This window comes from Pseudomonas sp. TE3-3-F2023 (genome assembly GCF_036784815.1).
Taxonomy (GTDB): domain Bacteria; phylum Pseudomonadota; class Gammaproteobacteria; order Pseudomonadales; family Pseudomonadaceae; genus Aquipseudomonas; species Aquipseudomonas pudica.
The window spans coordinates 5,138,965-5,151,505 of the sequence record NZ_CP145113.1 but is presented as its reverse complement, the minus strand read 5'-3'; the positions used below and the strand labels follow the sequence as shown (position 1 = coordinate 5,151,505).

12 protein-coding genes, 1 tRNA gene and 1 pseudogene are annotated in these 12,541 nt (G+C 63.2%); 8 read left to right on the top strand and 6 right to left on the bottom strand.

Annotation, left to right across the window (positions count from 1 at the left end):
• Positions 1 to 9: 9 nt before the first annotated feature.
• The gene (locus tag V3314_RS23630) at positions 10 to 570 is read right to left on the bottom strand and encodes a glycine cleavage system protein R (RefSeq protein WP_013973793.1); all 561 of its coding nucleotides are present in this window, start codon (positions 568 to 570) and stop codon (positions 10 to 12) included.
• Between the two features lie 259 nt (positions 571 to 829).
• On the opposite strand from V3314_RS23630, the gene dapA reads away from it, so the two are divergent.
• From dapA to V3314_RS23605, 5 genes are all read left to right on the top strand, one after another.
• Positions 830 to 1,717, top strand: a complete 888-nt coding sequence (dapA, locus tag V3314_RS23625; RefSeq protein WP_046616494.1) for a 4-hydroxy-tetrahydrodipicolinate synthase — start codon at positions 830 to 832, stop codon at positions 1,715 to 1,717.
• Positions 1,718 to 1,732: 15 nt separating this feature from the next.
• Positions 1,733 to 2,854, top strand: a complete 1,122-nt coding sequence (gene bamC, locus V3314_RS23620; RefSeq protein ID WP_004375223.1) for an outer membrane protein assembly factor BamC — start codon at positions 1,733 to 1,735, stop codon at positions 2,852 to 2,854.
• Positions 2,855 to 3,613, top strand: a complete 759-nt coding sequence (locus tag V3314_RS23615) for an MBL fold metallo-hydrolase (protein WP_046616493.1) — start codon at positions 2,855 to 2,857, stop codon at positions 3,611 to 3,613.
• Between the two features lie 30 nt (positions 3,614 to 3,643).
• The gene (gene purC, locus V3314_RS23610) at positions 3,644 to 4,354 is read left to right on the top strand and encodes a phosphoribosylaminoimidazolesuccinocarboxamide synthase (protein WP_004375217.1); all 711 of its coding nucleotides are present in this window, start codon (positions 3,644 to 3,646) and stop codon (positions 4,352 to 4,354) included.
• Between the two features lie 91 nt (positions 4,355 to 4,445).
• Positions 4,446 to 4,535: transfer RNA gene (locus V3314_RS23605), tRNA-Ser, on the top strand.
• Positions 4,536 to 4,632: 97 nt separating this feature from the next.
• Here the strand turns inward: V3314_RS23605 and V3314_RS23600 are convergent.
• Positions 4,633 to 4,737: pseudogene (locus tag V3314_RS23600) on the bottom strand (putative addiction module antidote protein); the annotation flags it as partial.
• Between the two features lie 70 nt (positions 4,738 to 4,807).
• Complete coding sequence (locus tag V3314_RS23595) at positions 4,808 to 5,425, bottom strand: LysE family transporter (protein WP_046616492.1); 618 nt, start codon at positions 5,423 to 5,425, stop codon at positions 4,808 to 4,810.
• A gap of 257 nt (positions 5,426 to 5,682) precedes the next feature.
• Between V3314_RS23595 and V3314_RS23590 the strand changes: the two genes are divergently transcribed.
• A complete protein-coding gene (locus V3314_RS23590; protein WP_046616491.1) occupies positions 5,683 to 5,874 on the top strand; it encodes a YhfL family protein in 192 nt (63 codons plus the stop codon).
• Between the two features lie 328 nt (positions 5,875 to 6,202).
• On the top strand, positions 6,203 to 7,840 hold the full coding sequence (gene mqo, locus V3314_RS23585) for a malate dehydrogenase (quinone) (protein WP_046616490.1): 1,638 nt from the start codon (positions 6,203 to 6,205) through the stop codon (positions 7,838 to 7,840).
• A 167-nt stretch (positions 7,841 to 8,007) separates the two neighbouring features.
• Here mqo and V3314_RS23580 read toward each other — a convergent pair whose 3' ends face one another.
• Positions 8,008 to 8,343, bottom strand: coding sequence for a helix-turn-helix domain-containing protein (locus tag V3314_RS23580; protein ID WP_046616489.1), 336 nt, complete (start codon positions 8,341 to 8,343; stop codon positions 8,008 to 8,010).
• A 50-nt stretch (positions 8,344 to 8,393) separates the two neighbouring features.
• Between V3314_RS23580 and xenA the strand changes: the two genes are divergently transcribed.
• The gene (gene xenA / locus V3314_RS23575; RefSeq protein WP_085601002.1) at positions 8,394 to 9,485 is read left to right on the top strand and encodes a xenobiotic reductase XenA; all 1,092 of its coding nucleotides are present in this window, start codon (positions 8,394 to 8,396) and stop codon (positions 9,483 to 9,485) included.
• 126 nt (positions 9,486 to 9,611) lie between these two features.
• Here the strand turns inward: xenA and V3314_RS23570 are convergent, their stop codons facing one another.
• Entirely contained in the window at positions 9,612 to 10,859 is a 1,248-nt protein-coding gene (locus V3314_RS23570) for an FAD-dependent oxidoreductase (protein WP_085601003.1), read from the bottom strand.
• A gap of 2 nt (positions 10,860 to 10,861) precedes the next feature.
• Positions 10,862 to 12,439 carry an aldehyde dehydrogenase (NADP(+)) gene (locus V3314_RS23565; RefSeq protein ID WP_338459708.1) on the bottom strand — a complete coding sequence of 526 codons (1,578 nt, stop codon included), beginning with the start codon at positions 12,437 to 12,439 and terminating at the stop codon, positions 10,862 to 10,864.
• Positions 12,440 to 12,541 lie beyond the last annotated feature (102 nt).

Here is a 12,541-nt window from a genome sequence, read left to right as displayed (position 1 = left end):
TCGGTTTCCTTACATTGGGTTCTGTGGACGCCATGGCTCGATCAGCGCATCGAGGTTCAGGGCATCGGCAAAGTCCAGGAACTGGTCACGCAGCCAGCTGATCTGGGTGCCGGCCGGCAGTATCACGGTGAACTGGGCATTGAGCATGCTGCTGCCGGTCTGCGGCGCCAGGTAGGTATCGCAGGTCATGGCTTCCAGCTCGACGCGGTGGTCGAGGAAGAACTGGCACAGCTCGTTGATGATGTCCGGCCGGTAGGCGGCGCTGACGTAGGCCACGTAGGGCAGGGCCTGCGGGCGCACTTCCTGGTCGGCGCTGCGCACCACGTCCAGGGTCAGGCCGTGCTTCTTGCCCAGGCCAGGCAGCATGGCTTCGAGGCGCGCCAGGGCGTCCCAGCTGCCGCCTACCTGCAGTACCAGGGCGCTGGTCTCGCCGTGGCGGCTCAGGCGCGAGGTGACCACCGCGCAGCGGTTTTCGAAGGCAGCGCGGCTGAGGACGTTGGCCAGCTCCATGGGGTTGGGGCCCAGGGCACTGATGACAAGGAATTGTTCGCGGACGGTGGGGGTGGACATGCAGCATTCCTAAAGCGATGAGCGGTCGGCACAGGACGGGCGAAAGCCTCCTGTCGGCAGGGCCCGGGGCTCGCATGCGAGGTCGTGGACGCTGGCGGGGAGCAAGGTCGACGGCCCGGCGGGCCGCGCTGCACCGATCAAAGCATCAAGGGTAGCGAAATAAGGCGCCGAGGGGAATGCTCCGCCCGCCTGCTTCGCTTGTGCAAGGCCGATGCCCCCAGTACCATTACCGCTCTCTTTTTCCGGCAGGAGCAGTTACATGATTGCGGGCAGTATGGTGGCATTGGTCACACCCATGGATGCACAAGGGCGTGTGGACTGGGGCAGCCTCGACAAACTTGTAGACTTCCACCTGGAAAACGGCACCCACGCGATTGTCGCTGTCGGCACAACCGGTGAGTCCGCCACGTTGGATGTCGAAGAACACATCCTGGTCATCAAGCACGTGGTCGAGCGCGTCAAGCGCAGCAACAAACCGATCCCGGTCATCGCCGGCACCGGTGCCAACGCCACTGCTGAAGCCGTGCACCTGACCCAGAACGCCAAGAATGCCGGCGCCGACGCCTGCCTGCTGGTGGTACCGTACTACAACAAGCCGACGCAAGAAGGCCTGTACCAGCACTTCAAGCACATCGCCGAAGCCGTCGACATCCCGCAGATTCTCTACAACGTACCCGGCCGCACCTCCTGCGACATGCAGGCCGATACCGTGATCCGCCTGTCGAAGGTCAAGAACATCATCGGCATCAAGGAAGCCACCGGCGACCTGGCCCGTGCCAAGGCCATCCTGGATGGCGTCGACAAGGACTTCATCGTCCTGTCCGGCGATGACCCGACCGCCGTCGAGCTGATCCTGATGGGCGGCAAAGGCAACATCTCCGTCACCGCCAACGTCGCCCCGCGCGAAATGGCCGACCTGTGCGAGGCCGCCCTTGAGGGCAATGCCGAGAAGGCCCGCGCAATCAACGAAAAACTCATGCCGCTGCACAAGGACCTGTTCTGCGAAGCCAACCCGATCCCGGTGAAATGGGCGCTCGTCGAGATGGGCCTGATGCAAAAAGGCATTCGCCTGCCGCTGACCTGGCTGAGCGAAGGCTGCCACGAAAAAGTCCGTACTGCCTTGCGCCAGTCCGGCGTACTGGTTTAAGAGGAAGTACACCGCATGAAGCGACTGGCTGGTCTTTCCGCCCTTGCCCTGATCATCTCCAGCACCAGTGGGTGTGGCTGGCTGTGGGGCGAGGATGGCTATTTCCGCGACCGCGGCAGCGATTACCTGCAGGCGCGCCCGACTGCGCCGATGCAGCTGCCGCCGGACGCCAGCAACGTCAAGCGCCTTGACCCGCTGCTGCCGATCCCGCGCAACGTCGCCGACGACAGCGCCACCGGCGAGTTCGAGGTGCCACGCCCGCAACCGATGACCGGTGGCGCCGCCCAGGTTACCGACTACAGCCTGCAGCGCAGCGGCAGCAGCCGTTGGGTGCTGGCCCAGCATTCGCCGGCCGAAGTATGGCCTGTGGCTCGCCAGTTCTTCGAAGACAACGGCTTCCGCATCGCCGAAGAGCGCCCGCAGACCGGTGAATTCAATACCACCTGGCAGCGTTTCGACGAACTGTCGGCTTCGCTCGGCCAGCGCCTGGCCAGCACTGCCAGCAGCGCTGACAGCGAAGTGCGCGTGCGTGTACGCATGGAGCCTGGTGTGCAGCGCAACACCTCCGAGGTGTATGTGGTCAGCGTCGAGCGCCCGGCTGGCAGCACTGCCGAACCCGATTTCCCGTCCACCTCCAGCAACACCGGTGCCGATGCCCTGCTGGTCGACGAAATGCTTGCCAGCATGAACCGCAGCGCGGAGAAGGGCGGTTCGGTATCGCTGCTGGCCGCGCGCGATTTCGACGCGCCAAGCCGCGTCAGCCTGAGCGAAGACGGCAGCGGCAACCCGGTGCTGTACCTGGGCGCCGACCTGGACCGCGCCTGGTCCAGCGTGGGCCGTGCCCTGGAGCAGGGTGGCGAGTGGCGTGTCGAGGACATCAACCGCAGCCTGGGCCTGTACTACATCAACCTGTCTGAAAAGCCTGAAGACAAGCAGAACCAGCCTGGCTTCTTTGGCCGCATGTTCGGCAGCGAGCCGACCAAGGAAGAGCGTGAAGCCCGTGCCGAACGCTACCAGGTTCGTCTGAGCAAGGTAGGTGAGAGCGTGCAGGTCACGGTCGAGAAGAACATCAACACCGTTGCCCCGGCCGATGTCGCCCGCCGCGTGCTGAGCGCCATTCAGGACCACCTGGGCTAAGTGCGCTTCGCGGTACTCGGAAGCGGCAGCCAGGGAAACGGCACGCTGATCGCCAGTGGTGACACGTTCATCCTGGTCGATTGCGGGTTTTCCCTGCGCGAGACCGAGCGGCGCCTGGCGCTGCTCGGCGTATCGGCGGCCCAGCTCAGTGCGGTACTGGTTACCCACGAACATGCCGACCACGTACATGGGGTCGGCTTGCTGTCACGGCGCTACAATGTACCGGTCTACCTCAGCCAGGGGACCTTGCGCGGCATGCGCAAGCCGGTGGAGGTGGCCGGTTTTCTCGCTTGTGGCGAAAGCCTGCGTATCGGCAGCCTGGAAGTGACCGCGGCGCGGGTCGAGCACGACGCCTACGAGCCGCTGCAGTACGTGGTCAGCGACGGCCAGCGGCGCTTCGGCATGCTGACCGACCTTGGCTCGTACGACGCGCTGCTGCTGGAGCGTTATCAGGGCCTGGATGCACTGTTGATCGAGGCCAACCACTGCCGCGACCTGCTGGCACGCGGTCACTACCCGGCCTTCCTGAAGCAGCGGGTGGGTGGCATGCAAGGGCATTTGAACAATCACCAGGCCGCGCGCCTGGTGCACGAGTTGGGCTGGAGCAACTTGCAACACCTGGTGCTGGCCCACCTCAGCAGCAAGAACAACCTGCCACAGTTGGCTCGCCAGTGCTTCGTCGACACCCTTGGGTGCGACCCGGACTGGCTCCAGGTGGCGAATCAGGAACACGGGCTCGACTGGCGCGAAATCGCCTAGCCCAACACCTCAAGCAAGCGGAGCCCAATCATGGAAAAACGCGACGAACTCTACCGCGGCAAGGCCAAATCGGTTTACAAGACCGACGACGCCGACCGCTTGATCCTGCTGTTCCGTAACGACACTTCGGCGTTCGACGGCAAGCGTATCGAACAGCTCGACCGCAAAGGCATGGTGAACAACAAGTTCAACGCCTTCATCATGCAGAAACTGGAAGAAGCCGGCGTGCCGACCCAGTTCGACAAGCTGCTGGGCGACAACGAGTGCCTGGTGAAGAAGCTGGACATGATCCCGGTCGAGTGCGTGGTGCGCAACTACGCAGCCGGCAGCCTGGTCAAGCGCCTGGGCGTGGAGGAGGGCATCAAGCTGGAGCCGTCCACCTTCGAGCTGTTCCTGAAGAACGACGAGAAGGGCGACCCCTTCATCAACGAATCTCACGTTGTCGCGTTCGGCTGGGGCACCGCCGAGCAGCTGGCCGAAATGAAAAAGCTGTCGCTGAAGGTCAACGAAGTGCTGAGCAAGCTGTTCGATGACGCCGGCCTGCTGCTGGTCGACTTCAAGCTGGAATTCGGCGTATTCCACGGCCAGATCGTGCTGGGCGACGAGTTCAGCCCGGACGGCTGCCGCCTGTGGGACAAAGAGACCCGCAAGAAGATGGACAAGGACCGCTTCCGCCAGGGCCTGGGCGACGTGATCGAAGCCTACGAAGAAGTTGCCAAGCGCCTGGGCGTGCCGCTGTAAGCGACATGTTCACGCAAGCGCCTGATACCACGCGATTTTTTTTAAAAAAAGGTTTGCGTTTTAAAAGAACGCTGGTATGATGCGCGGCATTGGAGAGATGCCGGAGTGGTCGAACGGGACGGATTCGAAATCCGTTGTACTGGCAACAGTACCTAGGGTTCAAATCCCTATCTCTCCGCCATACAAGATGAAGCCCCTGGGAACGAAAGTTTCCAGGGGCTTTTTCGTTGTGTGGCGCGAAGTTGTTCGTAGCGAGCATCCCATTTGCGCGGGCGAGCCTATGAAGACGCGGGGAGCTTCTTGAGCAGCCTGTAGGTAAGTTCTACGCCCAAGGCAAGCATCAGCTTCTGAATTGTAGAAAAACGGGTTTTATCGCCGCCCTTGGCCTACAAGGAAGGGGATTATTCTGAGTTTCAACTGTAGGACCGGGAGCGCAAAGCGCCCCCAGGGCCGTCAGCGCATCGCGGCCAGCTTGATGCCGAACCCCAGCAGGCAAGCCCCCGCCAACCGCTCGAACATATTGGATATCCGCGGATTGGCGCGCATGCGTTCGGCCAACTGGTGCGTCAGCACCACCGCAATCAACCCGTACAGGAAGGTCACCACCGCCACCGTCGCCGCGAGGAAGCTGAAAGTCACCAGCCCCTGATGCTTCACCGGGTCGACGAACAACGGGAAAAATGCCATGTAGAACATGATCGCCTTGGGGTTGAGCAGGGTGATCATCATGGTCTGGCGCAGGTACTGGCCGTTGTCCATACGGCTGGCCCGCGGCGCGCCACCGGGTTTGCTCAGCAGCATGCGCAGGCCCAGGTAGGCCAGGTACGCAGCACCGGCCCATTGCACCACGTGGAAGGCGGCAGGGTAGGCCGCCAGCAGGGTGGCAACACCAGCCACCGCCAGCCACAGCAGCACCTGGTCACCCAGGATAACCCCACAGGTCGCGGCCATGCCTGCCTTGATCCCGCCCTTGCCGGTGGCGGTGATCAGGGCGAAGTTGCCTGGCCCGGGGATGGCCAGGACGATGATGAAGGCGATGACGAACGCGCCGTAGTCGGTGACGCCGAGCATGGAAAACTCCTGTTGATGGTGCGTAGGCAGAGTTCAAGACTATCGTCGCCACCGGTCCGCTTTTCAACCATCTGCCCGAAAATTGAAAACAGGCGCTCAAATTTCAGAAGTGCGGGACATTTCCTACAACGGCAACTAGTTGTTGCACACGTGCAACCAACAACTGCACCTTGAAGCTTGGATCCAATGCTTGGGTTCTGTATCATCCCGCCGCCATCAGAATGATGGCCTTAGATGATTCATTTAAAGGACTTAGTATGAAAAAGCTGTTCAAGGCTACCGTTGCCGTTGCTGTCGTTTCGGGTGTTGCCCTGCTGTCGGGTTGCACCGGCCAGGTTTACAACCAGCCGAAAAACTGCAGCTACGACTACCTGTTCCACCCTTCGGTTTCCATCTCCAAGATCATCGGTGGCTGCGGCCCGATCGATAAACTGCCTCAGCAGCAGTAATCTTGGCGGTACCCTGATCGCGACGCTTGCAGCGTGATCCAAGGCCCCCGGTCATTTCCGTGATCGGGGGTTCTTGTTTTTCCGCGTGACAATCTGCCACTGAGGCAACCCGTCGCCTTGACGCTCCGGGTGGCAATTTGTTTGTGCTGGCATTTAAGCTACAATCGGAAAAACGATTCAGCCGTGTCGGTCAATTCGACAAAAGGCCGAGTCGTTTTCTGGTTCTCTGGCTGCTGAACAATGATCAACAACAAGCCTGCGCTGCAGAACACGCTTTACCTGGGCCAGCCACAGGCCCGCCCTCTGTTCTCCTGACTGGAATCGATCAATGTTCAAGAAAGCTGGCAAGACCTTGCTGGGTCTGGCTGTCGCTGCAAGCGTCATGCAAGCGCACGCCGCAGAAACCAAGAAAGTAGATGTGCTGCTGGTCGGCGGCGGCATCATGAGCTCTACCCTGGCCGTTTGGCTGCACGAGCTGGAACCAAGCTGGTCGATGGAAATGGTCGAGCGCCTGGATGGTGTGGCCGAAGAAAGCTCCAATGGCTGGAACAACGCCGGTACCGGCCACTCCGCGCTGGCCGAGCTGAACTACACCCCGGAAGACAAGGACGGCAACGTCAACATCACCAAGGCCATCGAAATCAACGAGGCCTTCCAGATCTCCCGCCAGTTCTGGTCGTGGCAGGTCCGCCAGGGCGTGTTGAAGAACCCGCATTCGTTCATCAACACCACGCCGCACATGAGCTTCGTGTGGGGCGATGACAACATCAAGTTCCTGAAAAAGCGTTATGACGCGCTGCAGGCCAGCCCGCTGTTCCGCCCGATGCAGTACTCCGAGGACCACGCGCAGATCGCCAAGTGGGTCCCGCTGATGATGGAAGGCCGCGACCCGAACCAGAAGCTGGCCGTGACCTGGACGCCAATCGGTACCGATGTCAACTTCGGCGAGATCACCCGCCAGTTCGTCGGCCACCTGAAAACCCAGGAAAACTTCGACCTGAAGCTGTCCAGCGAAGTGCAGGACATCACTCGCAACAAGGACGGCTCGTGGCACGTCGAGTACAAGAACCTGAAGGACGGTAGCGAATCGGCCACCGACGCCAAGTTCCTGTTCATCGGTGCCGGCGGCGGCGCGCTGAAGCTGCTGCAGAAGTCGGGCATTCCTGAAGCCAAGGAATACGCGGGCTTCCCGGTGGGCGGCTCGTTCCTGGTGACCGAGAACCCGACCGTGGCCATGCAGCACATGGCCAAGGCCTACGGTATCGCCTCGACCGGCGCACCACCCATGTCGGTTCCGCACCTGGACACCCGCGTGCTTGACGGCAAGCGCGTGATCCTGTTTGGTCCATTCGCCACCTTCTCGACCAAGTTCCTGAAGAACGGCTCGTACCTGGACCTGCTGAGCAGCACCACCACCCACAACGTCTGGCCGATGACCAAAGTCGGCATCGATCAGTACCCGCTGGTGGAATACCTTGCTGGCCAGTTGATGCTGTCTGACGACGACCGCTTCGAAGCCCTGCGCACCTACTTCCCGAACGCCAAGAAGGAAGACTGGCGCCTGTGGCAGGCCGGCCAGCGCGTGCAGATCATCAAGCGTGATGCCGAGAAGGGCGGCGTGCTGAAGCTGGGCACCGAAGTGGTCGCTTCCGAAGACCGCACCATCGCCGGCCTGCTGGGGGCATCGCCAGGTGCTTCGACTGCTGCACCGATCATGCTGAACGTGCTGGAAACCGTGTTCAAGGAGAAGGTCGCCACCCCTGAGTGGCAGGCCAAGATCAAGCAGATCGTGCCGAGCTACGGCACCAAGCTGAACGACTCGGCGGCGGCCACCCAGAAAGAGTGGAACTACACCGCTGAAGTGCTGCAGCTCGAGAAACCACCGGTGATCGACGAGAGTGTTGGCACCACGGCTGCACCGAGCCATCCGGTCGAGAGCAAGCCTGAGAATGACATGGCGCTGTAATCGGCCATTGTTTTGAAAGAAGCCACGGGGGAGACCTCGTGGCTTTTTTGTTGCCTGTACCGGCCCTTTCGCGGGTAAACCCGCTCCCACAGAAATAGCGCCAAGCCTGTGGCCAGCGCTATCCCTGTGGGCGCAGGTTTACCCGCGAAAAGGCCGGCACAGGTAAATCACTGCTGCCGCAGAATGCAGTCCAGCAACCCGGGAAACCGCTCCGCCAGCATCTCGCTACGCAACGAATTCATATGGGTAGTCCCCACATTGCGGGTATGCACCAACCCCGCATCACGCAGCACGCGAAAATGGTGGGACATGCTTGACTTCGGCCGGCCGCCGTCCAGCTCGCCACAGCTGGCTTCGGCCACGCCCGCCAGGTGACGCACGATACCCAGGCGCACCGGGTCGCTCAGGGCGTAGAGCAGGCGTTCCAGGGTAAGGTCTTCAGAATTGGGATGTTGATAGGCTCGCATGGTCGTCATGATAACGGGGCTATCATTAATTGCCATAGTTCGATTATGATCGAACTATCGTAATCAAACAGCTCTGGAGCTTGCCCATGTCCGCCTTGTTCGAACCCTATACCCTCAAGGACGTCACCCTGCGCAACCGCATTGCCATTCCTCCGATGTGCCAGTACATGGCCGAGGACGGCATGATCAACGACTGGCATCACGTGCATCTGGCCGGCCTGGCCCGTGGCGGAGCCGGCCTGCTGGTGGTCGAGGCCACTGCCGTGGCACCGGAAGGGCGCATCACCCCCGGTTGCGCCGGTATCTGGAGCGATGCCCACGCCCAGGCTTTCGTGCCGGTGGTGCAGGCAATCAAGGCCGCCGGTTCCGTGCCGGGTATCCAGATTGCCCACGCCGGGCGCAAGGCCAGCGCCAACCGCCCGTGGGAAGGTGACGACCACATTGCTGCCGACGACGCCCGTGGTTGGGAAACCATCGCCCCGTCCGCCATCGCCTTTGGCGCGCATCTGCCAAAAGTGCCGCGCGAGATGACTCTGGACGACATCGCCCGGGTCAAGCAGGACTTCGTCGATGCCGCCCGCCGTGCGCGCGATGCCGGTTTCGAATGGATCGAGCTGCACTTTGCCCATGGTTACCTGGGCCAGAGCTTCTTCTCCGAACACTCCAACAAGCGTACCGATGCCTACGGTGGCAGCTTCGACAACCGCAGCCGCTTCCTGCTGGAAACTTTGGCAGCGGTGCGTGAGGTATGGCCAGAAAACCTGCCACTGACCGCGCGTTTTGGTGTGCTGGAATACGACGGTCGCGATGAGCAGACCCTGGAAGAGTCGATCGAACTGGCGCGCCGCTTCAAGGCTGGTGGCCTCGACCTGCTGAGCGTGAGTGTCGGCTTCACCATTCCCGATACCAAGATCCCGTGGGGCCCGGCGTTCATGGGGCCGATTGCCGAGCGCGTGCGCCGTGAGGCGAAGCTGCCGGTTACCTCTGCGTGGGGGTTTGGTACGCCGCAACTGGCGGAAGCAGCGCTGCAGGCCAACCAGCTGGACCTGGTATCGGTAGGGCGTGCGCACCTGGCCGACCCGCACTGGGCTTACTTTGCGGCCAAGGAGTTGGGTGTGGAGAAAGCCTCCTGGACCTTGCCTGCACCGTATGCGCACTGGCTCGAGCGTTATCGCTGAGTTCAGAAGGGGGCTGCTGTGCACAGCCCATTCGCGGGTAAACCCGCTCCCACAGGATCTCCACTGCCCTCAAGGCCTGTGCGATCCCTGTGGGAGCGGGTTCACCCGCGAAGAGGCCAGCACAGGCTAAAACCGATCCAACCGGTAAGCCGCCATCTCCGGTCCACCGGCCATCTCAGCCAACCGTCCCACCCATTCCGCCGTCACTGCTGCCTGGGTCAACCCCAGGTGCTGATGCCCGAATGCCAACAGCACTCGCCCATCACACACCCGGTCGATCACCGGCAACGAATCCGGCAACGAAGGACGCAAGCCCATCCACGGCGTTGCTCCCTCCACACTCAAGTCCCGCTGGAACAACCCCTTGCTCAACCTGTGCAACTGCCACGCCCGTTGCATGCTCGGCGGCGCGTCCAGCCCGGCGAATTCCACCGTGCCGGCCAGGCGCAAGCCCTCGGCCATGGGCGTCATGATGAACTTGCGCTCCAGCGATGTGACTGCAAAGGGCAAACGCTGATGCTCGCCAGGCAACATCAGGTGGTAGCCGCGCTCGGTGTCCAGTGGCACCTGCTTGCCGGTCAGCGCGGCGGTCAACCGCGCAGAATGCGCGCCACAACTGATCAGTACCTGGCGGGCATCGAGCGAGCCCTGGTCGCTGGCCAGGCTGACCCCGCCGCCGTGCAGACGTCCGCCATCGACCTGCGCCTGAACAAAGCGCACGCCACTGGCCTTGGCTGCTTCGAACAGTTCGCACACCACCCGGTACGGGTCGATGAAGTGCCCGGTACGCGGGAAGAACAGCCCACCCAGCAACGACGGGCTCAGTTGCGGCGCCGCTTCGCGCACGGTGTCGGCTGACCAGAAGTCCACCGGCACCGCCTGCTGCAGCATGCGTGTGCGCAAGGCCTCCAGGGCCTGGCGCGACTCCGGGCGCTCGAAAACCAGCAACGAGCCATCTTCCTGGAACAGCTCGCTGCGCCCGATCGAACCCAGCAGCCGCTGCCAGGCACCCAGGCTGCCTTCGTTCAACGTGCGGATGCCGGCGACGCTGCGCTGAAACGGGCCCGGGCGCAGGTTGAGCAGCAAGCGGGTGAACCATGGCATGGCCTTGGGCAGGTACTTCCAGTCCAGGCGCAGCGGGCCCATCGGGTCCAGCAGCATGCGCGGCAGGCGTTTGAGAATCGACAGGTCTGCAATCGGAAATACCTGCTCGGTGGCCAGGTGCCCGGCGTTGCCGTAGGACGCGCCCTGGCCGGGTGCCTGGCGGTCGACCAGGGTTACCCGGCGGCCTTGGCGGGCCAGTTGCAGGGCACAGGCGACGCCGACAATGCCGGCGCCGACCACGGCGATATCGGTTTCAGCGGTTTCGACCATGCTCAGCCTTCCCGTTTACCGTCGAGCAGGCGCCGCAGTTGCAGCGGGTTGCCGTGCTTCAGCGCCTGCGGCAGCAGGGCATCGGGGAAGTCCTGGTAGCACACCGGGCGCAGGAAGCGCAGGATCGCCGCCGTGCCCACCGAGGTGCTGCGGGCATCGGAGGTGGCCGGGAACGGCCCGCCGTGGACCATCGCGTCGCATACCTCTACACCGGTCGGCCAGCCATTGACCAGGATGCGGCCAGCCTTGCGTTCAAGGGTCGGCAGCAGCGCTCGGGCGCCGTCGATGTCGGCGTCGTCCAGTTGCAGGGTGGCGGTCAGTTGGCCTTCCAGTTGCTCGGCCACCTGGCGGACTTGCTCATCGTTGGCGCAGGCCACCACCAGCGACGCCGCGCCGAAGACTTCGGCCTGCAACGCCGGGTCGGCGAGGAACGCTTCGGCCTGGGTCACGAACAGTTGCGCCTGGCACTGGTTGGGGCCTTGCCCGGCCTGGCCACTGGCGGCGGCCTGTGCATTGGCGTTTACGGCGAGGGCGCCGACACCGGCCTGGTAGGCACTGAAGATGCCCGGAGTGAGCATGGTCTGCGCCGCAGCCTGGCGCACGTGTTCGCTGGCGGCGGCGATGAAACGCTGCAACGCCGGCCCCTGGCGGGCAATCACCAGGCCGGGGTTGGTGCAGAACTGGCCGGCACCCTGGGTCAGCGAGGCGACGAAGCCTTGTGCCAGTGCCTCGGCGCGGGTCTGCAGGGCGGTGTCGAACAAAAATACCGGGTTGATCGAGCTCATTTCGGCGTACACAGGGATCGGCTCGGGGCGGGCTTGGGCCGCCTGGCAGAGCGCAATGCCACCACTGCGCGAGCCGGTAAAGCCAACAGCCTTGATGCGCGGGTCGCTGACCAGTGCAATGCCCACTTCACGACCGGAGCCGTACAATAGCGAAAACACACCGGCCGGCAAGCCGCACTGCTTCACGGCCTTTGCCACTGCCTGGCCGACCAGCTCGCTGGTGCCCGGGTGAGCGCCGTGGGCCTTGACCACCACCGGGCAACCGGCGGCCAGGGCCGAGGCGGTGTCGCCACCGGCCACCGAGAAGGCCAACGGGAAATTGCTGGCGCCGAATACCGCCACCGGCCCCAGGGCCACCTGGCGCTGGCGCAGGTCGGGACGCGGCAGGGGCTGGCGCTCTGGCAGGGCATTGTCGACCCGCACGTCCAGCCATTCGCCGGCCCGTACCACGCGGGCGAAGGTGCGCAGCTGGGTGCAGGTGCGGCCACGTTCGCCCTGGATGCGCGCCTTGGGCAGGCCACTTTCAGCCACCGCGCGGTCGATCAGGGCATCGCCCAGCGCTTCGATCTGCGTGGCGATGGTTTCGAGGAATTGTGCCCGTTGCTCGAGCGAGGTTTCGCGGTAGGCATCGAACGCCCCCCAAGCCAAGGTGCAGGCCTGGGCCACGTGTTCGCTGGTGCCGCCGAGGTAGGCCGGTTCCAGCGCCTGGCCGGTGGCTGGGTCGATGGCACGGATGGCTTCGCGGCTGCCGGTTATCGGCGTCTGGCCGATCATCAGGTTGCCTGTGAGGGTCATGGAGCCTCCTTTGGAAATCACATGCTGTTGCAGGGATGTAATACTCACCCTGTGGGAGCGGGCGGGCCCGCGAACACCGGCGAAGCCGGTGCCATGCACCGC

Excerpts from the sequence above, each read along its gene's own strand:
- V3314_RS23630 (WP_013973793.1), bottom strand. The coding sequence starts at position 570 with ATGTCCACCCCCACCGTCCGCGAACAATTCCTTGTCATCAGTGCCCTG.
- dapA (WP_046616494.1), top strand. The coding sequence starts at position 830 with ATGATTGCGGGCAGTATGGTGGCATTGGTCACACCCATGGATGCACAA.
- bamC (WP_004375223.1), top strand. The coding sequence starts at position 1,733 with ATGAAGCGACTGGCTGGTCTTTCCGCCCTTGCCCTGATCATCTCCAGC.
- purC (WP_004375217.1), top strand. The coding sequence starts at position 3,644 with ATGGAAAAACGCGACGAACTCTACCGCGGCAAGGCCAAATCGGTTTAC.
- V3314_RS23595 (WP_046616492.1), bottom strand. The coding sequence starts at position 5,425 with ATGCTCGGCGTCACCGACTACGGCGCGTTCGTCATCGCCTTCATCATC.
- V3314_RS23590 (WP_046616491.1), top strand. The coding sequence starts at position 5,683 with ATGAAAAAGCTGTTCAAGGCTACCGTTGCCGTTGCTGTCGTTTCGGGT.
- mqo (WP_046616490.1), top strand. The coding sequence starts at position 6,203 with ATGTTCAAGAAAGCTGGCAAGACCTTGCTGGGTCTGGCTGTCGCTGCA.
- V3314_RS23580 (WP_046616489.1), bottom strand. The coding sequence starts at position 8,343 with ATGGCAATTAATGATAGCCCCGTTATCATGACGACCATGCGAGCCTAT.
- xenA (WP_085601002.1), top strand. The coding sequence starts at position 8,394 with ATGTCCGCCTTGTTCGAACCCTATACCCTCAAGGACGTCACCCTGCGC.
- V3314_RS23570 (WP_085601003.1), bottom strand. The coding sequence starts at position 10,859 with ATGGTCGAAACCGCTGAAACCGATATCGCCGTGGTCGGCGCCGGCATT.
- V3314_RS23565 (WP_338459708.1), bottom strand. The coding sequence starts at position 12,439 with ATGACCCTCACAGGCAACCTGATGATCGGCCAGACGCCGATAACCGGC.